The organism is Bacillus sp. 16GRE42 (assembly GCF_019837435.1).
Classification (GTDB): Bacteria; Bacillota; Bacilli; order Bacillales; family Bacillaceae_G; genus Bacillus_A; species Bacillus_A wiedmannii.
This window is the reverse complement of sequence record NZ_JADAXF010000004.1, coordinates 1-23110: the sequence shown is the minus strand read 5'-3', so window position 1 is coordinate 23110 and position 23110 is coordinate 1. Positions and strand designations below refer to the sequence as shown.

The 23110-nt window shown below is 36.6% G+C and carries 26 protein-coding genes; 13 read left to right on the top strand and 13 right to left on the bottom strand.

Translation table 11 applies throughout. The annotated features are described in order from the left end of the window. Window positions 1-52 precede the first annotated feature (52 nt). Together ILS93_RS20560 and galU are read left to right on the top strand one after the other, a co-directional pair. On the top strand, window positions 53-1777 hold the full coding sequence (locus tag ILS93_RS20560; RefSeq protein WP_064476310.1) for a phospho-sugar mutase: 1725 nt from the start codon (window positions 53-55) through the stop codon (window positions 1775-1777). Between the two features lie 108 nt (window positions 1778-1885). After that, window positions 1886-2773, top strand: a complete 888-nt coding sequence (gene galU / locus ILS93_RS20555; RefSeq protein WP_000832650.1) for a UTP--glucose-1-phosphate uridylyltransferase GalU — start codon at window positions 1886-1888, stop codon at window positions 2771-2773. Between the two features lie 105 nt (window positions 2774-2878). On the opposite strand, the gene ILS93_RS20550 is transcribed toward galU, so the two are convergent. From ILS93_RS20550 to ILS93_RS20540, 3 genes are all read right to left on the bottom strand, one after another. After that, entirely contained in the window at window positions 2879-3715 is an 837-nt protein-coding gene (locus tag ILS93_RS20550) for a hypothetical protein (RefSeq protein WP_064476311.1), read from the bottom strand. 148 nt (window positions 3716-3863) lie between these two features. Next, window positions 3864-4457, bottom strand: coding sequence for a biotin transporter BioY (locus tag ILS93_RS20545; protein WP_001252151.1), 594 nt, complete (start codon window positions 4455-4457; stop codon window positions 3864-3866). 50 nt (window positions 4458-4507) lie between these two features. Next, window positions 4508-5251, bottom strand: coding sequence for a DUF3298 and DUF4163 domain-containing protein (locus tag ILS93_RS20540; RefSeq protein WP_064476312.1), 744 nt, complete (start codon window positions 5249-5251; stop codon window positions 4508-4510). A 95-nt stretch (window positions 5252-5346) separates the two neighbouring features. Here ILS93_RS20540 and ILS93_RS20535 point away from each other — a divergent pair, with 95 nt between their 5' ends. Then, window positions 5347-5730: a hotdog fold thioesterase gene (locus ILS93_RS20535; RefSeq protein WP_000520763.1), complete on the top strand. Its 384-nt coding sequence runs from the start codon at window positions 5347-5349 to the stop codon at window positions 5728-5730. Window positions 5731-5768: 38 nt separating this feature from the next. Here ILS93_RS20535 and ILS93_RS20530 read toward each other — a convergent pair whose 3' ends face one another. Next, window positions 5769-7145, bottom strand: a complete 1377-nt coding sequence (locus ILS93_RS20530) for a glycine--tRNA ligase (RefSeq protein WP_222661199.1) — start codon at window positions 7143-7145, stop codon at window positions 5769-5771. 344 nt (window positions 7146-7489) lie between these two features. Next, window positions 7490-8203 (bottom strand): DNA alkylation repair protein, encoded by a 714-nt coding sequence (locus ILS93_RS20525; RefSeq protein ID WP_064476313.1) that lies wholly within the window; start codon window positions 8201-8203, stop codon window positions 7490-7492. Window positions 8204-8321: 118 nt separating this feature from the next. Here ILS93_RS20525 and ILS93_RS20520 point away from each other — a divergent pair, with 118 nt between their 5' ends. Next, window positions 8322-8789: a hypothetical protein gene (locus ILS93_RS20520; protein WP_064476314.1), complete on the top strand. Its 468-nt coding sequence runs from the start codon at window positions 8322-8324 to the stop codon at window positions 8787-8789. Window positions 8790-8899: 110 nt separating this feature from the next. On the opposite strand, the gene ILS93_RS20515 is transcribed toward ILS93_RS20520, so the two are convergent. Beyond that, complete coding sequence (locus ILS93_RS20515; protein ID WP_000545212.1) at window positions 8900-10225, bottom strand: ArsB/NhaD family transporter; 1326 nt, start codon at window positions 10223-10225, stop codon at window positions 8900-8902. Between the two features lie 289 nt (window positions 10226-10514). On the opposite strand from ILS93_RS20515, the gene kapD reads away from it, so the two are divergent. Next, window positions 10515-11138, top strand: coding sequence for a 3'-5' exonuclease KapD (kapD, locus tag ILS93_RS20510; protein ID WP_064476315.1), 624 nt, complete (start codon window positions 10515-10517; stop codon window positions 11136-11138). 42 nt (window positions 11139-11180) lie between these two features. On the opposite strand, the gene kapB is transcribed toward kapD, so the two are convergent. Beyond that, entirely contained in the window at window positions 11181-11564 is a 384-nt protein-coding gene (gene kapB, locus ILS93_RS20505; protein WP_088046869.1) for a kinase-associated lipoprotein KapB, read from the bottom strand. A gap of 165 nt (window positions 11565-11729) precedes the next feature. On the opposite strand from kapB, the gene ILS93_RS20500 reads away from it, so the two are divergent. After that, the gene (locus ILS93_RS20500; protein WP_000982763.1) at window positions 11730-11906 is read left to right on the top strand and encodes a hypothetical protein; all 177 of its coding nucleotides are present in this window, start codon (window positions 11730-11732) and stop codon (window positions 11904-11906) included. Window positions 11907-11974: 68 nt separating this feature from the next. Beyond that, on the top strand, window positions 11975-12514 hold the full coding sequence (sodC, locus tag ILS93_RS20495) for a superoxide dismutase [Cu-Zn] (RefSeq protein WP_222661197.1): 540 nt from the start codon (window positions 11975-11977) through the stop codon (window positions 12512-12514). 95 nt (window positions 12515-12609) lie between these two features. Here the strand turns inward: sodC and ILS93_RS20490 are convergent, their stop codons facing one another. Further along, the gene (locus tag ILS93_RS20490; protein WP_222661194.1) at window positions 12610-13764 is read right to left on the bottom strand and encodes a MalY/PatB family protein; all 1155 of its coding nucleotides are present in this window, start codon (window positions 13762-13764) and stop codon (window positions 12610-12612) included. A 117-nt stretch (window positions 13765-13881) separates the two neighbouring features. On the opposite strand from ILS93_RS20490, the gene ILS93_RS20485 reads away from it, so the two are divergent. Further along, window positions 13882-14133, top strand: a complete 252-nt coding sequence (locus tag ILS93_RS20485) for a YugE family protein (RefSeq protein ID WP_000537644.1) — start codon at window positions 13882-13884, stop codon at window positions 14131-14133. 29 nt (window positions 14134-14162) lie between these two features. Here ILS93_RS20485 and ILS93_RS20480 read toward each other — a convergent pair whose 3' ends face one another. Both ILS93_RS20480 and ILS93_RS20475 read right to left on the bottom strand, forming a co-directional pair. Further along, window positions 14163-15002, bottom strand: a complete 840-nt coding sequence (locus ILS93_RS20480; protein WP_001015206.1) for an alpha/beta fold hydrolase — start codon at window positions 15000-15002, stop codon at window positions 14163-14165. A 109-nt stretch (window positions 15003-15111) separates the two neighbouring features. After that, a complete protein-coding gene (locus ILS93_RS20475) occupies window positions 15112-16092 on the bottom strand; it encodes a 2-hydroxyacid dehydrogenase (RefSeq protein WP_098101649.1) in 981 nt (326 codons plus the stop codon). A 130-nt stretch (window positions 16093-16222) separates the two neighbouring features. Between ILS93_RS20475 and ILS93_RS20470 the strand changes: the two genes are divergently transcribed. The 3 genes from ILS93_RS20470 to yugI all read left to right on the top strand — a co-directional run bounded on the left by ILS93_RS20470 (window position 16223) and on the right by yugI (window position 18505). Beyond that, the gene (locus ILS93_RS20470) at window positions 16223-16720 is read left to right on the top strand and encodes an Lrp/AsnC family transcriptional regulator (RefSeq protein WP_000255701.1); all 498 of its coding nucleotides are present in this window, start codon (window positions 16223-16225) and stop codon (window positions 16718-16720) included. Next, a complete protein-coding gene (locus ILS93_RS20465) occupies window positions 16717-17907 on the top strand; it encodes an aminotransferase (RefSeq protein WP_088046871.1) in 1191 nt (396 codons plus the stop codon). Before ILS93_RS20470 ends, ILS93_RS20465 begins: the two co-directional genes overlap by 4 nt. 253 nt (window positions 17908-18160) lie before the next feature. Next, window positions 18161-18505 (top strand): S1 domain-containing post-transcriptional regulator GSP13, encoded by a 345-nt coding sequence (gene yugI / locus ILS93_RS20460; protein WP_000003765.1) that lies wholly within the window; start codon window positions 18161-18163, stop codon window positions 18503-18505. Window positions 18506-18617: 112 nt separating this feature from the next. Here the strand turns inward: yugI and ILS93_RS20455 are convergent, their stop codons facing one another. After that, entirely contained in the window at window positions 18618-18851 is a 234-nt protein-coding gene (locus ILS93_RS20455; RefSeq protein ID WP_000105788.1) for a DUF378 domain-containing protein, read from the bottom strand. Between the two features lie 275 nt (window positions 18852-19126). On the opposite strand from ILS93_RS20455, the gene ILS93_RS20450 reads away from it, so the two are divergent. After that, window positions 19127-20479 carry a glucose-6-phosphate isomerase gene (locus tag ILS93_RS20450; protein WP_048561621.1) on the top strand — a complete coding sequence of 451 codons (1353 nt, stop codon included), beginning with the start codon at window positions 19127-19129 and terminating at the stop codon, window positions 20477-20479. Between the two features lie 107 nt (window positions 20480-20586). After that, a complete protein-coding gene (locus ILS93_RS20445) occupies window positions 20587-21000 on the top strand; it encodes a YugN-like family protein (protein WP_064476320.1) in 414 nt (137 codons plus the stop codon). Here ILS93_RS20445 and ILS93_RS20440 read toward each other — a convergent pair. Both ILS93_RS20440 and ILS93_RS20435 read right to left on the bottom strand, forming a co-directional pair. Next, entirely contained in the window at window positions 20987-21982 is a 996-nt protein-coding gene (locus ILS93_RS20440) for a potassium channel family protein (RefSeq protein ID WP_064476321.1), read from the bottom strand. The two genes, ILS93_RS20445 and ILS93_RS20440, sit on opposite strands and share 14 nt — an antisense overlap. Window positions 21983-22076: 94 nt before the next feature. Then, window positions 22077-22757: an MgtC/SapB family protein gene (locus ILS93_RS20435; protein ID WP_000384161.1), complete on the bottom strand. Its 681-nt coding sequence runs from the start codon at window positions 22755-22757 to the stop codon at window positions 22077-22079. Window positions 22758-23110 lie beyond the last annotated feature (353 nt).

Below are 23110 nucleotides of genomic sequence, written 5' to 3'. Positions count from 1 at the left end.
AGGTTGTTTTTTTCATATAATAAAGGTAGGACAAGCGAGAGGAGATAGAAATATGAACTGGAAACAAGAATTTAGTCGCTGGCTTTCATATGCAGAGTTAGATGCAGAACTAAAAGAACAGTTAGAAAACATGAAGCAAGATGAGAAGAAAATTGAGGACAGCTTTTATAAAAATCTAGAATTCGGCACAGGTGGTATGCGTGGTGAACTTGGTGCTGGTACGAACCGTTTGAATGTATATACAGTTCGTAAAGCAACACAAGGATTAGCAAAGTTTATTGAAAAATTAGGTGAAGAAGCGAAAAAACGCGGTGTTGTTGTAGCGTACGATTCTCGTCATAAATCACCTGAATTTGCAATGGAAGTAGCTGCTACACTTGGTGCACACGGTATCACAACATATGTGTTTGAAAGCTTGCGTCCAACGCCAGTGCTTTCTTTCGCAGTTCGTCATTTACATACAGTAAGTGGAATCGTTCTTACGGCAAGCCATAATCCACCGGAATATAACGGTTATAAAGTATATGGTGAAGATGGTGGGCAGTTGCCTCCAAAAGAAGCTGATGAATTAATTAGCTATGTAAATGCAGTAGAGGATGAGTTAACAGTTGAGGTTGCTAATGTGGAGCAATTAAAAGCTGACGGTTTATTACATATTATTGGACAAGAAGTAGATGATGCATATGCAACAGAATTGAACAATGTCATCATTAATAAAGAAATGGTACAAAATGTTGGAAAAGACTTAAAAATCGTCTTTACACCATTACATGGAACATCAAATATTTCTGTACGCCGTGGTTTAGAAGAAGTTGGATTTAAAGATGTAACAGTTGTAAAAGAGCAAGAATTACCAGATCCGAACTTCTCTACAGTAAAATCACCGAACCCAGAAGAGCATGCAGCGTTTGAGTATGCAATTCGTGACGGTGAGAAGGTAGGCGCAGATGTGTTAATCGCAACGGATCCTGACGCAGACCGCCTAGGCGTTGCAGTTCGTAATCACGATGGTGAGTTCCAAGTATTAACGGGTAACCAAACAGGTGCATTAATGCTTGATTATTTATTATCTCAAAAGAAAGAAAACGGAACGCTTCCAGAGAACGGTGTTGTATTAAAAACAATCGTAACGTCTGAAATTGGCCGTACAATCGCGAAAGCATACGGTTTAGATACAGTTGATACGTTAACTGGATTTAAATTTATCGGTGAGAAAATTAAACAGTATGAAGAAAGCGGACAATACGAATTCCAATTCGGTTATGAGGAAAGCTATGGTTATTTAATCCGTCCATTCTGTCGTGATAAAGATGCAGTACAATCTGTTCTATTTGCATGTGAAGTAGCTGCATACTACAAATCACAAGGTAAAACGTTATACGATGGTTTATTAGAAGTATTTGAGAAGTACGGTTTCTTCCGTGAAGATCTTGTATCGCTAACGTTAAAAGGAAAAGATGGAGCGGAACAAATTCAAGAGATGATGGCAACATTCCGTGAAAATCCTCCGAAAGAAGTAGCGGGCTTAACAGTTGTGGCTGTTGAAGACTATAAAGCGAGCATCGTTACATCTTTACAAGATGGACATAAAGAAGAGATTCACTTACCGAAATCAAATGTGTTAAAATATCAATTAGAAGATGGTTCTTGGTTCTGCCTACGTCCATCGGGAACTGAACCGAAGATTAAGTTCTACTTCGGTGTTCAAGATAATTCTTTACAAAATAGTGAACAAAAGTTACTTACTATTAAAGAAGATATTATGAATCGTTTATAATATAAAGTAATTTTAAGTAGTAGGGAACAAAAGGGAGTGAAACCTCCCTTTTGTTCTATGTAAGGAAATAATCGTTATTGATTCTGACAGAAGAGAGGGTATTTTGTGATGAAAAGAGTAAGAAAAGCGATAATCCCAGCAGCTGGATTAGGAACACGTTTTTTACCAGCTACAAAAGCAATGCCAAAAGAAATGTTACCGATAGTAGATAAACCAACTATCCAATACATTGTAGAAGAAGCAATAAAATCAGGAATCGAAGATATTATTATCGTTACTGGTAAAACGAAGCGCTCTATTGAAGATCATTTTGATAATGCATTTGAGTTAGAGCAAAACTTATTAGAAAAGAAAAAGTATGAGTTACTTGAAAAAGTACAGGCTTCTTCAAAAATGGTAGATATTCACTATATCCGTCAAAAAGAACCAAAAGGATTAGGGCATGCAGTTTGGTGTGCACGTAAATTCATCGGTGATGAGCCATTCGCTGTTTTATTAGGTGATGATATCGTTCAAGCTGAAAAACCATGTTTACGTCAATTAATTGAAGAATATGATAAAACGCTTTCTTCTGTTATTGGTGTACAAACGGTTCCAGAAGATGAAACACACCGTTATGGAATTATCGACCCGTTAGAGCAGGAAGGACGTCGTTACCAAGTTCGCAATTTCGTTGAGAAACCAGCAGCAGGTACAGCACCTTCAAACTTAGCAATTATGGGACGTTACGTTTTAACACCTGAAATCTTCATGTTCTTAGAACAGCAACATGTTGGTGCTGGTGGTGAAATTCAGTTAACAGATGCAATCCAAAACTTAAACGAAATTCAACGTGTATTCGCTTACGATTTCGAAGGAAAGCGTTACGACGTAGGTGAAAAGTTAGGATTCGTTCAAACGACAATCGAAATGGCCCTGCAACACCCAGAATTACGTGATGAAATGGTTCCAATGATGCAGAAAATTTTAGAAGAACACACGAAGCAACAGTCTTAATATAGTGATATAATCCCCTGTTGGATGAGCGGTAAAGGAACGTATTTACTGCTTAATCTAAAGGGGATTTTTTTGAGAAAAAAAGACACTCTCAAGAGAGTGTCTTTACTTTTGATCAGTAGGCTTTAGCTCATCAGCTTTGGATTTTATTTCATCAGTAATAGCGATATTAATATTACCAGCTGCTTTTTTGTATTCCTGAATCAATGCATTAACGTTTTGATTAAATGAAATTAAGCTGCCACTTGGAGATTGGGCCTGTTCGTTAAGCGCAGTGATAATCCCATATATTTTTTTATATTCTTCATAGGTTTCTTTATATTTATTAGGCTGTTCTTTTGCAGCTTCAGAGACTAACTTTAAATCATTTCCCATATTGTTATAAAACGTATCAACGCTTGTAATCATTCCGTCAATTTCTGTTCTCTTAGAACTTAGTGCATTATTGAAGTCCTGTCTTTTATCTATTGCGCTTGACCATGTAGTTGAATACTCGGATAACACGTAAGATGCTGCATATTTAAAGGTGTTTATATTATTATAAAAAGATGCTGCGGCAATTAAGTAATTAGCTTCTTTTTTCTTTTGGGCTTGAAGAGCTTGATACTCCTCTTCCATATTTGTTACTTTTGTTATCGTAAAGAGAAGAACGATGACGGATATAACGGTTGTTAGAAATAGTATTAACGATGTTATTAAAGATTTTTTTGCTGGTAATTTTCGTACTTTCTTAATTAACCCAATAACAATAAAGATTAAAGCCGCGCATAAACTAACTATAGTAAGAATTAAAAAGAAAAATGCTAGGCCGTTTCCAAAGGTATATGACATTCCTAACTCGCTATTTCCATATAATTTGTAACCGATACTCATACCTAGTATGAAAAATAAAGATAGTACTCCGACACTTACTTTAATAAGTGTATTTTTTGATAGATTCACTGATTTTCCTCCAAAATATTGTTCTAATTAGATGTGCAAAATATCTAATTTGCTGAATTAGCATAACAAAAATCATTTTTAATATGTGTCGTATATTGTCGAAGAAACAAAAAAGAGTTATCTTAGCATAGTAAGATAACTCTTTTTATTATGAAATCGTCGAATGAGAATGCTGATAAGCGGAACGACGTACAGCATAGTATATGCGAGGTGCGATAATAGCACCGATAATGGTAAATGCAATATCTTTTACTGCGAACCACATCATAATCATCCAAGCAGCTTTATAACTCATATTACCACCCATGAAGAAATTGACTGCCCCGTACATATAAGTAGTACCGATAATATACGTTAAAATGATTCCTGTGAAAGAGGCAATTGCAAATGTACTGAATGTTGGTCGTTCTTTTTGTTCTACTAGTTTTCCTGATACGTAAGCAACGATAATAAATGCAATAATAAAACCACCAGTAGGATCTAAAAGTGCCCCGAATCCAGCTTTGAAGTTAGCGAAAATTGGTGCACCAGCTAAGCCAACGAGCATATACACAGTCATTGATAATGCACCAAGTCTACTTCCAAGAAGAAGCCCTGCTAAAATTGCGAAAAATGGTTGCATAGATAATGGGATGCCCGCTACTTGCAGGAATGGTGCCCAAGATACAATATTTGCACCAATGGCCATAAGAGCGACGAACATGGCAGCTAATGCTAAATCTAAAACATGAAATCTTCTCATAATGTTAACCTCCTGTTGTTTTTAGGTTAACATTATCGTAGCGAAAATATTTACTTGTTGTCAATCAAAATATTTTGATAAGAAGGCTTCAAATACTCTCTTAGCAACGTATACGGAATACGGAATTGAGGAATTCCGCTTGAATAAGGAGCAATCTCATATAAAGGGAAATAAATGACGAGGTTGTCCGGTTCTAAAAAGAAGTGAAACTTTTTCGTGCTCATGACCTTTTCAGTTGCATCGGGAAAATAAATGCCTTCATTTTGTTTAATTTGTCTTACGATCTCAGCGCGGATTACTTCTTTATATGTATCTTTTTGTTGAAATAAATCATCTAAGCGTAGTAACTTTTTTTCGTTTAAATCAAATGTGTTTGCCTTCCACGTATAAAGACCGTGTGCTCCGCCTGTATATTGATAGTAATTCAAATATAGGCTGAGAAACGGTGGTTTATTCAGGGAGACTTTATAATCAACATTCGCCACGTACGGATGAAATGGTGTACTAGATCCTTCTGTTTCTTTATAATATTTTTTTGCGTCTTTTTCTAATTTTGTTTTAAATTTATCGGTAGATTTTTTGTAATAGAAATTGAGCTTATTTTGAAATTTAGAATCGGAAAAATTGTGAAAAGAAGGTCTGTTAATTTGATATTCTATATAAGGTTTCTTACCTTTTTGTGTTACAGTCTGAACATCGATTGTCAGGTTGGATGCTTTGGCTGCTAGTGCACAATTTGGTACAATAGACAGCAAGGAGAACATAAGCAGTAATATACAAAATTTCTGTTTCATTTAGGTGAAACCTCCTTATATAAGTGTTATAAGTAGTTTGAAAATAAATAGGTAAAATTATACATTCAATTAAAGTAAGAGAAGGAGGAAACGATATGGGAAAAACTTTAATGGATTCACTTGGAATTGAGTTGTTAGAGATGACAGAAGATAAGGTGGTTGCTACGATGCCTGTTGATGAGCGTACGCATCAGCCGTTTGGTTTTTTACACGGCGGTGCATCTCTTGCATTAGCGGAAACAGTAGCAAGTGTTGGTTCATACAATTTAATTGATCAAGAGAAATGTATTTGTTTCGGTCTAGAAATTAATGCAAATCACATTCGCTCAAAGAAAGATGGAATTGTAACAGCGATCGGGACACCGATACATAGAGGACATTCAACGATGGTTTGGGATGTGCGTATTATTGATGAAAATGATGATTTACTATGCATATCAAGATGTACAGTAGCAATTAAAGAAAAACGTGAAAAGTAAAAAGAGGCGGCTCAATAGAGCGCCTCTTTTTCTTATAATTAGAACTGGATTTTCTTCTCTAAGAAACCTTTTAGTTCGCTAATTGGCATACGAACTTGTTCCATTGTGTCACGGTCACGTACTGTAACAGCTTTGTCTTCAACTGAGTCGAAGTCGTAAGTGATACAGAATGGTGTACCGATTTCGTCTTGACGACGGTAACGTTTACCGATAGAACCAGTTTCGTCAAAGTCTACCATGAAGTCTTTAGCTAGTTCTGCGAATACTTCAGTAGCACCTTCAGATAGCTTTTTAGATAATGGTAAGATAGCTGCTTTGTATGGTGCTAAAGCAGGGTGGAAACGAAGAACTGTACGAGAATCGTTTTCTAATTGCTCTTCTTCATATGCATCACATAAGAATGCTAATGTTACGCGGTCAGCACCTAAAGATGGCTCGATGCAGTACGGTACGTAACGCTCATTCGTTTGTGGATCGATATAGTTAAAGTCTTCATTAGAGTGTTCCATGTGACGTTTTAAATCGAAGTCTGTACGAGATGCAACGCCCCATAGTTCGCCCCAACCGAATGGGAATCTGAATTCAATATCAGTTGTTGCGTTACTGTAGTGAGATAATTCCTCTTCACCGTGGTCACGAAGACGCATGCTTTCTTCAGTCATACCAAGTGAAAGTAACCAGTTCTTACAAGTTTCACGCCAGAATGCGAACCACTCTAAATCTTCACCAGGCTTACAGAAGAATTCAAGTTCCATTTGTTCGAATTCACGTGTACGGAATGTGAAGTTACCAGGCGTGATTTCGTTACGGAAGCTCTTACCGATTTGGCCAATACCAAATGGAAGCTTTTTACGCATAGAGCGTTGTACGTTTTTGAAGTTTACGAAAATACCTTGTGCTGTTTCAGGACGAAGGAAGATTTCGTTCGTGCTAGACTCTGTAACACCTTGGAATGTTTTGAACATTAAGTTGAACTGACGGATTTCAGTGAATTCTTGGCTACCACAATCAGGACATTTTACTTCATGTTCTTTCATTAAATCAGCCATTTGGTCGAAAGTAAGACCATCAACAACCATTTCGATGCCTTTTGCATCTAATGCATCTTCAATTAATTTGTCGGCACGGTGACGCGCTTTACATTTTTTACAGTCGATCATTGGATCGTTGAAGTTACCAACGTGACCAGAAGCGATCCAAGTTTTTGGGTTCATTAAAATAGCTGCGTCTAAACCAACGTTATGTGGAGATTCTTGAATGAATTTTTTCCACCAAGCTTTTTTAACGTTATTTTTTAATTCGATTCCAAGTGGACCGTAATCCCAAGTGTTTGCAAGACCACCGTAAATTTCAGAACCAGGGAAAACAAAACCGCGATGTTTCGCTAAGTTTACAATTTGTTCCATTGAATACATAATAAAATCCTCCTTTTGAAAGTTAACGTATTGGCGATGACGTGCTCAGATACTAGTGAAACGAGCGGTATATGCTTTGAAAACATAAAAAAACGCTCATCCCAAGGCTTAATTGCCTAGGGACGAGCGTTTGCCCGCGGTTCCACCCTAGTTGATACACAACAGGTGCATCCACTTTATCACGTATTGCTCGGGACTGCCGTTTCCTTGCGGTTTCAGGCTTTCACTATCCCTGAATCGCTTTTGTGCAAGTACTTATAAGTCCGTCATCGCTACTTATATTAATAATAATGAACATATTCTAACACGTTCTTTTTTAAATCTCAATAGAGGAACGCGTCTATCTATGATAGAGTCTCGCCTATTTTTTCGTTATTTATTCCGTAATTTTGTTTAATGTGCTTAATTGCTTCACGTTTACTAAGCGAGGCAAGCTCGTTATTTTGCACGTATTCCCAAACGACATCGGGCTTCGTTTTTGCATATTCGCGAAGGACCCAGCCGATTGCTTTTTGAATGAAAAATTCTTTTGAAGAATGTAGTTGTCCAATAATCCAGAAAAGAAGTTCTTCATCCATCTTTTGTTTATATTTTAGCTGGAATAAAATAGCGGCGCGTTGTAACCATATGTTATCTGATGCAATCCATTTTGGAATATAGGCGGAAATTAATTCCGGATGTTTTAAAAAGATATTCCCTAAAAATGTAGGAACGATGCTATCGACAGAATCCCACCAAGATTTTGTTACAATGAGTTCTTCTAAAAACGGGATATGCGTTTCGTTTATATGCTTTTTATATTTTTGCATAATATCGAGTGCGGCCGCTTGAAATTCACGTTCTGGTAAATCCCAAAGCTCACGTACGATAACTTGGAAATCTTTTTGATCTGGGAGAGTATGTATTTGGATGACGTCTTTCAACAGTTGTCTTCTTTCAGGTGTTTGAATACCGAGAAATGGGAAGTGATTTTTCATATAACGTGCCATCGGTTCCGCTTTTTCAAGGTTTTTATGAGCTATGAAATGCTCTTGTAATGCTTGTACAAATGGATGCATAAGTGCGTTCTCCTTTCTTATTACCTTTCTCATACCATTATACAGAGAGTTTGGATAAATTTTAAAACATAACTTGTAAAGTAATGAAATATGTTGAAAGTAGAGAGGAGAGGATAAGATGGAAGATCAAGGCGTACTAGCAGGTTTCTTTGCTCTTAGTTTTGCGTTTATTCTTGTTATATTGATTTGGGCAATTATTGCGTATTTATTAACGGCTTTTGCACTGTATACGATGGCGAAAAATGATGGTGCAACGGATGGTGTTCTTGCGTTTATTCCTTTTTTAAATAGTAAGATATGGGGGGATTTAGCGAAAGACAAATTACCGGATTTCTTAAAAGAAGAAGCAGGATGGAAAGTATTCGGCATATATGTCGCGTGTTTCATTTTTAACTTCGTACCAATTCTATATTTATTAGCAACAGCTGTATCGATTGTGCTGTCTATTTATCTTATCTACGCAATTTTAGATAGATACGGAACGAATTCTATATTGTTTACGATTATTCATACAATCACATTTTCGGTTTTTTTACCGATTCACTTGTTCATTATTCGGAATGAGCCGGTAAGGTATAAAGAGTAGATATATGCGGGGAGCTGTTTCAAAGATATTTTGGAACAGCTCTTTGTTGGTTAATCGATATTTCGTTGACTAAGAAAAAAGGGCTGCCACATAGGACAGCCCTTTTTTTACTACATAAGGTAGCGTAAATAAATATAAATATGAGAAATGATTAATGAAACGATCATAATTGGGAAGCCGACTTTAAGGAATTCCATGTAGCTAAATTTATGGCCCTCACGACTTGCGATACCTGCAACAATTACGTTAGCAGAAGCTCCGATTAATGTTCCGTTTCCACCTAGACAAGCACCTAATGCTAATGCCCACCATAATACGTCGATTTGTGCGTCAGAAGGTGATAAACCTAGCCCAACTGCCATATCGTTAATAAGTGGGATCATTGTTGCAACGAATGGAATGTTATCAATTGTTGCAGAGGCGATACCAGATACCCATAAAATAAGGATAGATGCGTAAGAAACATCTCCGCCTGTTATTCCAATTACTTTTTGAGCTAACATTTTGATAAGGCCGATATCAATAAGTCCTCCAACAAGTACGAATAGTCCTGCGAAGAAGAAGATTGTTACCCACTCTACACTTGCGAATACCTCTTCAATTTCATGTTCTTTCACACCGATTAGCATAAGTACAGTAGCACCAGTTAAAGCGATGATAGCCGCATCAACATGGAAGATCGAATGAGTCATGAAACCTACGATTGTAAGTCCAAGTACTGTTAAAGATTTTTTCATTAATACTGGATCTTTAATGTATTGTTTTTCATCTAAACTCATTAATTTTTTAATTTGTACAGGATCAGCAATTAATTGTTTACGGTACATGAAGTAAAGTATTGTCGCTGTAACAGCAATAATAATGATTACGATAGGTGCTAAGTTGAATAAGAAAGCATTGAAATCTAAATGCTTATTTGCAGAACCAATCATAATATTTGGCGGATCACCAATTAATGTTGCTGTTCCTCCAATGTTTGAAAAAATAATTTCAGAAAGTAAATAAGGAACAGGATTTACTTGCAGTATGCGCGTAATAGATAAAGTAACTGGAACAACAAGAAGTACAGTTGTAACGTTATCTAAAAATGCGGAACCAAGCGCAGTAAGTAAGGAAAGTGAAATTAAAATTTTAATTGGATTTCCTTGCGCCCCTTTTGCTGCTTTAATGGCAACGTATTGGAAGACACCCGATTTACTCGTAATGTTCACCAGAATCATCATACCGATGAGTAGCGTAATCGTCCCCCATTCAATATGTTTCGTAAAGGCGTTGTGTAAATCAACGACCCCCATAATTACCATGAGTGCTGCACCAAGAAGTGCGATGACAGCGCGATTAATTTTTTCTGAAATAATAATGGCATATGTAATTAAAAAGACTGCGATAGCAAAATAATACTGCCAGTTTGCGAGCTCTTGCGTTGTTTCGTGCAAAACTCTCATCTCCTTTCATTCACTTTTCTTAGTGTGTCAAAAATGTTCCCAAAGAAACACACATAAAGTCATTATAAAGTAGAAAAATGGAGGATGTAAATGAGAGGGGGTATTTTGTCATATTTTCTGCATCGGTCATTTTTTCTTATTTTTAAAAATATTTGTGGGCATTTGACATATATATAAGATACATCCAATCTGAATATTTAAAATGGAATTAGCATTCGAGCTTGTTCGTGTAGGAGTGTCAAATAGAAAGGAATGACAAAGATGATAAGGAAGGGATCGTATGGATGAACAACGATTTTTATTTTTGGATTTTGAGTTTACGATGCCCCAGCACAGAAAAAAACCAAAAGGATTTTTCCCGGAAATCATTGAGGTAGGACTCGTTTCGGTTGTTGGCTGTAAGGTAGAAGACACGTATTCAGCTCATGTTAGGCCGAAAACTTTTCCTTCTTTAACGGATCGATGTAAGAAATTTTTAGGAATTAAACAAGAAGTCGTAGATAAAGGAATTTCGTTTCCAGAACTCGTTGAAAAACTTGCAGAATATGAAAGGAGATGTAAACCAACCATTGTTACGTGGGGAAATATGGATATGAAAGTGTTGAAGCATAATTGTGAAATGGCAAGAGTAGACTTTCCGTTCTTAGGACAGTGTCGTGATTTATCAATTGAGTATAAGAAGTTTTTTGGGGAGAGAAATCAAACTGGATTGTGGAAAGCAATTGAGGCATATGGAAAAGCAGGGACGGGTAAGCATCATTGTGCGCTAGATGATGCGATGACGACGTATAATATTTTTAAATTAGTAGAAAAAGATAAAGAGTATTTAGTGAAACCAGCACCCCCAACGTTAGGAGAACTCGTGGATTTTTCAAAAGTGTTAAAGAAAGTGAGTACACAGTAACGACCAAATTGCACAGTATGTAATTTGGTCGTTTTGTTTTTTTTAAAGTTTGTAATCTTTTTTTAACTGCTCTAATGTTTCTAGACTACGAACCGCAAAAGATGAATCATCTTCAGAAAATGAATTCATTTGAGTTTCTAATGCTAATTTGAGTGACTCTGTATACTCTGGAATTTCTCCTTCATATTTCTTCACCATTTGCTCTGGAATGTTCGTCTGTTCACGGAAAGCTAAAGCACGTCTTTCATGGAAAAATGGTACGTCAGCTTGTTTTACGTTATGTAAGTCACCTTGCACCGGATGTTTTAAAACAGCTAACACTTTTACGACGTAACTGCCAGGACGGCTATTTGTAACTTCGCCGATGTATTTGCCAGTTTTATAAATACCAGTAACGATTTCACCAATTTCAAATGTTTCTCTCATATTTTTCACCTCAAGTTTATAGTAAGGAAAGTGTGCGAAGGAGTCAAAGAAATCATTCGCTTTTGGAACGCCCCTTGAGAATATGAACTGGTTCAACTATAATTTAAAGGTATATAACAGAAAATTCTGATGTTTTTTTGAATCCAATAATAAGGAGTGTTCGTTATGATGCCTTTATATTTTCCGGAAGATAAAACAGAATATATTATTCCAGGGATTGTTTGCGTTCTATTTATCATTGGTGCCGTTGCTACGTGGCGTATGTTCATTCGTGTATCAAAACGCGAAGCGGAGCGATTACAGAAAGTTGAAGAAAAACTTTTAGCGGAAAAGAAACAGTAACTCATTTTTGTATGTTTCCCTCTATGCTCGGACAATCTAAGGGCAGAATATATTTTGGAGGGAATAGAATGAAAAAACGGCTTTTTTTCAGTTGTTGTTTATTATTTCTGATGGCAGGTTGTGACCAAGGAAAGCCGAAAGAAATTGACGTGAAATTACATAATGCTTCAGGCGATGAAGTGGGGACTGCGAAAGTAAAGCAACAAACAAGCGGAGTGAAAATTACGATTAAAGGGGAAGGTTTTGCACCAGGCCCGCACGGCATACATGTACACGAAATTGGTGAGTGTAAAGCACCACGTTTTGAATCATCTGGCAATCATTTTAATCCTGATAATAAAAAACATGGACTTCTTAATCCGAAGGGTGCAGAAAACGGTGATTTACCGAACGTAATTGCAGACAGTTCTGGAAAGATCAAGGCAGAAATCGATGCGCCGCATATAACGCTTGAAGAAGGAAAAACAACGATTCATAGAAAAGATGGAGCGTCTATTATTATTACAGAAAACGCTGATGATGGTATGACACAACCAACAGGTAAATCAGGTGATCGAATTGCTTGTGGTGTCATTGTAAAAAAAGCATCGGATATGAAGAAAAAGTAAAAGCTACCGTGCATGGTAGCTTTTTTTGTGAAACGTAATTGAAAAGATATTGATAAAGGAGGTTGTCCCAAAACGATTGGAGGTCGCCTCCTTTCTTATTCTGAAAACGTATGGCGCAACCTATTTAAGATTTCTTCTAAAACAGATCTTGGACAGCCGATGTTAATTCGAATATGTTCTTCTCCGCCTAATCCGTATTTCTCACCAGGTTCAACGATGATTTTCCCTTTTTCCTCAAGCGATGTGGTGCGTTCGTTTTGAGAAAGCTGTAGGCGAGAGCAATCAATCCATAATAAAAAGCTACCTTCTGGTTTTGTTACAGAAAGAGCGGGTATGTGATTTTTAATATATTCACAAGCGAATTGAGCGTTATCTTCTATATATAATCGAATTTCATTTAGCCAATCATTACATTCTGTATAGGCACTTTGCATCGCTGTATAGGCAAATGTATTTAATCCGTGGAAACCTTGTCTATATTGGATAGATGTAAAGGTTTGACGGAGTTTTTCGTTTGGAATGATAATAATCGATGCTTGTAATCCGGCGATATTAAATGTTTTACTCGGAGCCATACAAGTAATCGTGCGTGCTGCTAATTCTTCAGATAAAGAAGCAAATGGTGTATGAGTACGATCTCCGTAAATAATATCGGCATGAATTTCATCTGCGACAACGATTATATTATATGTTGTACACAATGCGCCAAGTTGTGTGAGTTCATCTTTTGACCAAACACGCCCGATTGGATTGTGAGGACTACAAAGAAGCATGAGTTTGACGCCTTGTTGAAATTGCTTTTCTAAATGCTCGAAGTCTATCGCATATGTATCATTTTGTTTCTGTAATGGACTCACGCATAATTGTCTATTGTTTGTTGTGACCATTTCGAAAAATGGGGGATAAATAGGTGGTTGTACGAGAACGGATTCATTTTCCTTTGTGAAGGCCTGTATGCTCGTACTAAGAGCTGGAACGATCCCTGCGCTAAAGACAATCCAATCTTTTTGAATATCCCAGTTGTACTGTTTTTTTGTCCAGTTACAAATAGTATCTCCAATATTTTCGGGAGGAAGTGTATAGCCGAAAATAGGATGCTCGATACGTTTCTTTAAAGCAGTTTGAATTGGTTGTGGTACTTCAAAATCCATATCAGCTATCCAAGCGTGGATAAGTTCTTCGTTTTTATACGTATCCCATTTTGTACTATGAGTTCCACGTCGATTGACTGTTTTATGAAATAGTTGCATAAGTTTGCCCCCTTCTTCTGTAAAACCGTTAAGTTATGAAAGTTCTCTCTCTTCTTATAGAATAGCTGATGTGATAGGATAAAGAAAAGCATTAAAAAGTGAAAAGGCGGGAAGCGAATGGGTACATATGAAAAGATGATAGAGGTTGTGAAGAATTGGGATCCGTTTCAAATGGGACCGGAGTTTTATGAAACAGAAGCGAGCGATGTTGTGAACGTCGTAAGTGTGTTCGACGATTCAAAATACATCGCAAAAAAGATTCAACATATATACTTTATGTCTTTTGAGGAAGTACCTGCGCTTGAAAAATGTGAGAAGTTAGCTGTGGAATTACTTGTAATAAAAGAAGGCGGAAGTTGTTCATTGTAGGCTGTCGGAATTTCCGACAGCCTTTTGCATTATTGCGCGGAAAACGCAATGATTTCTTCATAAACATGTTCAGGCTTTTCTTCAGGTAGTAAATGTCCTGTGTTTTCGTAAGAAATAAATTTCGAATTTGGTAAATCTTTGTGTAGCCGGTGACCTACATGTACAGGGACGACACGATCTTTTTCACCCCAAATGAGTAGTGTAGGTGTTTCGATCTTTTGTAATTCAGTTGAAGATAAGTCACCTTCACGGTCTCTTATCATACGAGTTAAAGCAGGGAATATACGGTTGTCATAAAAAGGAGCGGAGTAACCTTCCTTCATTTCATCGTCAATTAATGAGTGATCATGAACGACATTCATTAAGTTATGAACAATCCCGCGCCGTATAATCCAGTTCTTTACGTATAAATGAAAGAACGGTAAGTAAGAAGAGTACAGTAAAGGTAAGGTTGCGCGTGCTAAATAGCTAGAGCTACATAGTAAAATCGTCTTTGAGATTAATTCAGGGCGTATACGGTTTACATAGAGAGAAATTTGTCCACCCATAGAATGCCCAACTAACACAATATTTGAGAGAGATAAATGTTCAATTAAATCGATGATAACCGTTGCTAAATTATGATAAGAATACTTAAAGAGATGAGACTTATCACTTTTTCCGAATGGTGGTAAATCAAGAGCTAGTACTGTTCCTGCTTTCGATAATAAAGGAATGAGGCGGCGGTAACTGAATGAGGAAGATAAAAAGCCATGAACGAGTACGAAAGTAGGACGTTCCGTTTTGTTGTCATGTTCATACAATTCGTAATGAATAGTAGTGCCGCGAGTGGAAAAAGTGAAATAAGGACAAGTATATTCGTGATTCATTTTTTGTCACTCCATTGATTTTTGTTCATATCATTTCCAAGGAAGAAAAAAATATGTTAACAAAAAAAGGCAAGATGACGATGTCATCTTGCCTTTCGCTTATTTATTATTACCCACGAACAATATTAGGCGGTGTTTTTCCTTGTAATCCTGCAACTAAATTTTCAGCGGCTGTCATAGCCATTTGCTGCCTAGTCTTTAATGTTGCAGATCCGATGTGCGGTAAAGTCACAACATTTTGTAATGATAAGAGGGGATTATCTTTTTGAATTGGCTCTTGTGTAAAAGTATCGATGCCTGCTGCAAAGATTTTCTTTTCGGTTAACGCATGGATTAACGCTTCTTCATCTACTGTTTTCCCGCGAGAAGCATTAATAAAGATTGCTGTTTCTTTCATTAATGAAAATTCTTTTTCTCCGATAAGGTGATACGTTTCATCTGTTAATGGAGTAAGAAGAATAATAAAGTCAGACTGTTTGAGTAGCGTCTGTAAATCACAATATGTAGCATCAAATTTTTGTTCAGCTTCTTCTTTACGGCGACGGTTATAATAAAGAACATCCATATCAAATCCGAATTTCGCTCGTTTTGCAACGGCTTCTCCAATTCGCCCCATACCGATAATACCGATTGTACTATGGTGTACATCCAGCCCGAAGTGCTCTTTTCCAATTTCGGCGTTCCATTCACCATTTTTCACGTAGGAGTCGAGTTCACAGACGCGGCGACCAGCAGATAACATAAGAGCGAAAACAAGGTCAGCTACTGTATCATCTAATACATATGGTGTATTCGTTCCGATTACATTTCGCTTTTCCATCGCTTGTAAATCAAAATTATCGTAACCGACAGAAATGTTGCTTACTACTTTTAAGTTAGGAGCTACATTTAATAATTCTTCATTAATAGCAGATCCAAAATTTAATAATCCATCTTTATTTTGTATTTTCTCCAATAGGACATCACGAGGCACCTTCTCATTTTGCTCCCATTTTTCATAATCACAGTGTTCTAATAAATAGTTTTCTACAAATGTTGGAACTGGTTCAGCAATATAAACTTTTGGTTTCACGGTTCCATCCCCTTTCACTTTATCCTACGTTTTTTCACTGATTAAAGTTTCACTTTATTTTGACATAATTCACTAAAAAAATCTTCTTTTCAAACTGGAAAGGGTATTTGTATAATTTAGACACAACCGAAAAGGAAGGATGATTTATATGGTGACAGAAAAAGAATTAGAATTATTAGCTTGTCTTGAAAAAAGTAGTCGATTATCTGTAGATACATTAGCGAAGCTGTTAAATATAGAAGTAGAAGAAGTAAAGAAGATGGTTGAAAAATTAGAAGCGGAAAAGATTATTGTGGATTATGTAACACATATCGATTGGACGAAGGTAAAAGAACATACAGGTTTAACGGCGATGATCGATGTGAAAGTTACGCCAAAGCGCGGCGTTGGGTTCGATGCGGTTGCTGAACAAATTTATCGTTATTCAGAAGTGAAATCTGTGTATTTAATGTCAGGGACATACGATCTTTCTATTACATTAGAAGGAAAGACAATGGGAGAAGTAGCGATGTTTGTTTCTGAGAAATTAGCAACAATTGAATCTGTCGTTTCTACAACAACGCATTTCATTTTGAAAAAGTATAAACATGAGGGAATTATTTACGAAAAAAACGATGATGATAAGCGCATTGTGGTGACACCATGAAGCAATTTGAACTATCTAGAACGGCAGAATCTTTACAACCATCTGGTATTCGAAAGTTTTTCGATTTAGCAGCAAATATGAAAGGTGTTATTTCTCTTGGAGTAGGAGAGCCTGACTTTGTTACACCTTGGAATGTAAGGCAAGCATGCATCCGTTCTTTAGAACAAGGATATACGTCATATACAGCAAATGCAGGATTATTGGAACTTCGCCAAGAAATAGCAAAGTATCTAAAAAAACAATTTGCAGTATCCTATGATCCGAACGATGAAATCATTGTTACAGTTGGAGCGAGTCAGGCGTTAGATGTAGCGATGCGTGCCATTATAAATCCTGATGATGAAGTACTCATTATTGAACCAAGTTTCGTTTCTTATGCACCGCTTGTGACATTAGCTGGAGGAGTTCCGGTTCCTGTGGCAACGACTTTAGAAAACGAGTTTAAAGTACAACCAGAACAAATTGAAGCAGCTATTACAGCGAAAACAAAGGCAATTTTGCTTTGTTCACCAAATAACCCAACAGGTGCAATGTTAAATAAATCCGAGCTTGAAGAAATAGCAGTGATTGTTGAGAAGTACAATTTAATCGTATTATCTGATGAAATTTATGCAGAGCTTGTATACGACGAAGTATATACAAGTTTCGCGAGTATTAAAAATATGCGCGAGCATACAATTTTAATTTCCGGATTTTCAAAAGGGTTTGCGATGACAGGATGGCGCCTCGGTATGATTGCAGCTCCTGTTCAATTTTCGGAATTAATGCTCAAAATTCATCAATATTCCATGATGTGTGCACCGACAATGTCTCAGTTCGCAGCACTTGAAGCGTTACGCGCGGGGAATGATGAAGTAATTCGGATGAGAGATAGTTATAAGAAACGCCGTAATTTTATGACGACATCGTTTAATGAAATGGGTTTAATGTGTCATGTGCCGGGCGGAGCATTTTATGTCTTTCCTTCTATTTCTTCAACTGGACTATCTTCGGCAGAATTTGCAGAACAGTTATTATTAGAAGAAAAGGTGGCTGTTGTACCTGGAAGTGTATTTGGCGAAAGTGGTGAAGGATTTATTCGTTGTTCGTATGCAACATCGCTTGAACAACTTATGGAAGCAATGAAGAGAATGGAACGGTTTATAGAAAATAAAAAAAGGACAAAACATAATACGTTTTGTCCATAAAAGGGGGGGGAATACTAGAAAGCCATGTGTTAGTATTCTATCCCAATATTAGAAAATTATACGTACTCTAGGAAATTTTTCGTTAATTTTGAATGAGTTCTGTCATAGTGGTATAATTTACTAATATAAGGTATGCGTATCCTGAGTAGCTTTACTTAGGGTACGTACTAACTAATCGGATATTTAACAATAAATCATCTGCTTTGCTATCTACAATTGTAGAGAAAATGGTAAACGTATGGGAGTGTTTCATATGTCAGAACAATATACAACTGGAGTGGTTGTAACAGGGAAAGTGACTGGGATTCAAGATTACGGAGCATTTGTAGCGTTAGATGCAGAAACACAAGGGCTTGTGCATATATCTGAAATTACAAATGGATATGTAAAGGATATTCATGACTTTTTAAAAGTCGGCGATACAGTAGAAGTAAAAGTACTTTCAATTGATGAAGAACACAGAAAAATGAGTTTATCGTTAAAAGCGGCGAAAAGAAAACAAGGACGGATTCTTATACCGAATCCATCTGAGAATGGATTTAATACGCTGCGAGAAAAGCTAACGGAATGGATTGAAGAATCCGAGTTAACAAAGTAAAAGAGGAGCGCATATGAGCGTTCCTCTTTTACTTTGTTTTATGATATATATTTGCAAATATGATTGCATGCAATCATATTCGTATGTCGGAGGTGAAATAAAGACATACTGACTAGCGAATTTCGTTCGTTTCTGGGTGAGTGCCAAGATTTTCTGATGGTTTAAAGAGTAAACCAAGATTGATAAGCCCAGAAATACCGACGATACCGTAAATAATGCGTGCGAGAGCTGAGTTTTGTCCACCGAAAATGGCAGCCACTAAGTCAAACTGGAAGAACCCGATCAGTCCCCAGTTAACAGCACCAATTACAGTAAAGACTAATGCGATACGTTGCAGAGTACTCATGAAAAAGCCCCCCCTTAATTGTGAAGCATGAGCAAGCGATGAGTTAATTAACTCCTTTATAGAATGGCGTAGTTATGTTGTTTTTATACATAAAAAATATAAGAAAAAGGATGTATATACATCTATACCGAAAAATGCGAATTTTTATGCAAAAAATGAACTTTTTCTAAAAAATATATTTTGGTTACGGTTACAATTGTTGAATCGCTTGATTTACAACTTCAGTTTCGCTAAAGTGAATACAGAAATACATATACATTATTGGAGGGAAAAAGATGAGTACACATGTAACGTTCGACTATTCTAAAGCGTTATCCTTCATCGGTGAACACGAAATAACTTATTTACGTGATGCAGTGAAAGTAACACATCATGCAATCCACGAAAAAACTGGAGCTGGGAACGATTTCCTTGGGTGGGTAGACCTTCCACTTCAATATGACAAAGAAGAATTCGCTCGCATTCAAAAATGCGCAGAAAAAATTAAAAATGACTCTGACATTTTACTTGTTGTAGGTATCGGTGGTTCTTACCTAGGAGCACGTGCAGCAATCGAAATGTTAAACCATTCTTTCTACAACACGCTATCTAAAGAACAACGTAAAACTCCACAAGTGCTATTTGTTGGACAAAACATTAGCTCCACTTACATGAAAGATTTAATGGACGTATTAGAAGGTAAAGACTTCTCTATTAACGTTATTTCCAAATCAGGTACAACAACAGAGCCGGCACTAGCATTCCGTATTTTCCGTAAGTTATTAGAAGAAAAGTATGGAAAAGAAGAAGCTCGCAAACGTATTTATGCAACGACGGATAAAGCACGTGGTGCATTAAAAACATTAGCTGATAACGAAGGTTACGAAACATTCGTTATTCCAGATGATGTTGGAGGCCGTTTCTCTGTATTAACGCCAGTTGGTTTATTACCAATCGCAGTAAGTGGCTTAAATATTGAAGAGATGATGAAAGGTGCAGCTGCTGGTCATGGTGACTTCGGTACATCAGAACTAGAAGAAAACCCAGCTTACCAATACGCAGTAGTTCGTAACGCTTTATACAATAAAGGAAAAACAATTGAAATGCTTGTTAACTATGAGCCAGCACTTCAATACTTCTCTGAGTGGTGGAAACAGTTATTTGGTGAAAGTGAAGGAAAAGATCAAAAAGGCATTTTCCCATCTTCAGCAAACTTCTCAACTGACTTACACTCATTAGGTCAATACGTTCAAGAAGGTCGTCGTGACTTATTTGAAACAGTTCTGAAAGTAGGTAAATCTACACATGAACTAACAATTGAATCAGAAGAAAACGATTTAGATGGATTAAACTACCTTGCTGGTGAAACTGTAGACTTCGTAAACACGAAAGCATACGAAGGTACATTACTTGCACATAGCGATGGTGGCGTACCAAACTTAATCGTAAATATCCCTGAATTAAATGAGTACACATTCGGTTACCTTGTATACTTCTTCGAAAAGGCATGTGCGATGAGCGGCTACTTATTAGGCGTAAATCCATTCGACCAACCAGGAGTAGAAGCATACAAGAAAAACATGTTTGCTTTACTTGGTAAACCAGGATTTGAAGAGTTAAAAGCAGAATTAGAAGAGCGTTTAAAATAATAAAAAGCGACCGGATTCCGGTCGCTTTTTATTATTTTATCGAAAAGTCCATCGGTATATTCAAACTAGAGTGGGTATGCTAAAGAAAAAGTCTAGGAGGGATGGGCTTGATTCCGATTCAATCAAATTTAGAAGGACGTACATATGCGTTATATAAGTTAGAAGAGATAATGAAGCCACTTGGGTATAACATTGGTGGCAATTGGGATTACGATACAGGATGTTTTGATTACAAAATCGATGAAGAAGATGGCTATCAATTTCTGCGAGTGCCATTTACAGCAGTGAATGGCGAATTAGATGTGCCTGGTGTAATAGTCCGTCTGGAAACACCGTATATTCTTTCGCACGTATATCAAGACGAACTAGATGATCACGTAAATACTTTAACGGCTGGAACGAGTGGAATGGATCAATTTGCTGAGCCGAAAGATCCAGATGGAGATGTGAAAAGAAAATATATCAATATTGGGAAAGTGCTCATGCAGGAACTAGAAAAACATTTTCTTAATGGTGAATAACAATGAGTATGTCGCTTTCAATGAGAACAAAGGAATGGACTGGATTAATCATATATTGTTCGTCGCGTTTTATACCTAGTAAGAGAATGTTTTGCTTTAAAAGAGTGTAGCTGCAATTTGCAAAAGTTTGTCCGGTGCAGGAAGGATAAAGCTCCATCAGTTGTAATTTGTTATCAGAGATTTCATCGTAAAGTGAGAATAGTACACCTGAAATGGAAGGAAATAAAAGAGAAGCTGTAAATACATAGCTCGTTAATTTATTTCCTTCTATAATTTCTGATGCACCAGCTCTCGTTGCATTTTGAATTTGTTCAGTAGTAAGAAGTTCAGCGATGCAGTGAATGTTTGGGTTGAGCCCTTTTGCAGTTAAAATATTTAAAATGGACTGTGTATCTGCTAAGCTTTCATTTTTTTCTTTATCAGCTGTTATTAATATAGTGTGAGCCGTTGTAATATTAGCTTTTAATAAAGTTTGATCGTGATGGGGGCAACCCTTAATAAATTCTAAATGATGAAATGGTTTTGGAAGTAAAGAAAGTGTTTCATCAATTAAAACGATATCAAGGTTCGGTTGTAAGATGTGCATTTGTTTTACAACATGTTTTGCCCGCTCATTCCAACCCACGATAATCATATGACCGTTAGAGGTAGCGGCTTCTTCTCCTTTAATTTTCATATATTGTTTATTAATCATATCAGTGGCGAACAGAACCATATAATAAGAACAAAAACCGGTTCCAAATAAAATAATACCCATACCGATAAGTTTGCCTATTAGTGTATGCGGGGCAAAGTCACCATAGCCAACGGTGAAAATGGTAACGATTGACCACCAAACACCATCAAACCATGTGGTGAAGTGCGATGGCTCTAATCTATGTATAAGGAAGCCAGAAAAAGCAGTAAGTACAACAATAAAGCAAACTAAACGAAAAATAATGGAATCACGAAATGTATCTACTAAATTTGGACGGGATTTCAAACTTTTATTCCTCCTTACTTTGCAGGACTACATTCATTGTTACCATTATAGAAAAAAGAAAAACTCTCTAATTTAAAAGAGAGTTTGTTTTACATTACATACTTTCTAATTCAGTTTGTTGAACACTTTCAAGATGCTGGAGGGCGTAGTAAACATCAGCAGTATGCCTTTTTTGATCGATAGATAATTTCAAATGTAAATAGTGAGAGCCATTCTCCAATGTTTTGAGCTTCATATTCTTAACTTTTATATCCATTTCTTTTATTTCTTCAATTACAATTGGGATATTGTCCATATTTCGCACAACAAGCTTTACTGCGATATCACGTTGACGAAATGATCTCGGTCCTACAAATTTCATTGTTAATGGTATAAGTTCGACGCTAATCATAAGGAAACACATTCCGAAAATCGCTTCGATATAGAATCCAGCCCCAACAGCAATACCAATACCAGAAGCACCCCAAATCATAGCAGCAGTCGTTAGTCCTGCAATGCTATCGTTTCCTCTTCGTAAAATAACACCGGCACCTAAAAAACCGATTCCTGATACAATTTGAGCGGCAAGTCGAAGTGGATCCATATTCATATGATCGGTATGTGGTAAATTGTAAGCCGCTTTAATAGAAACAATTGTCAGGAGGCAACTAATAATAGAAATAACTAAACAAGTTTTTAAACCAAGTGGTTTCCGTTTTAATTCGCGCTCTAAACCGATAGCGAACCCTAAAATAGCCGAGAGACCTAGTTTGATTAATAAATCGGCATAGTCCATATATATTCCTCCTTGTATGATATGGTATATGAATAAAACGTTTATTATAGAAAGAAACGCTTTTTGATAGAGTGACTTTATATAGAATATATGTAGGAATTATTTATACATGAAAGAGATATTTCGTTTAAGTATATGATATTAAAAAAGAAATGTGGGTGGTTTTAAAAAAAATTTATAAAAGGTGTTGCATTTCATTTTTCACCATGATATATTAATAACCGTCGCTGATGCGGAAACGCAGAAAACGACAAAAAAGAAATTAAAAAACTTAGTTGACATCGAAAAACGAAGATGTTAACATAAGGAAGTCGCAAATGAGCGACCAAGTAGTTCTTTGAAAACTGAACGAG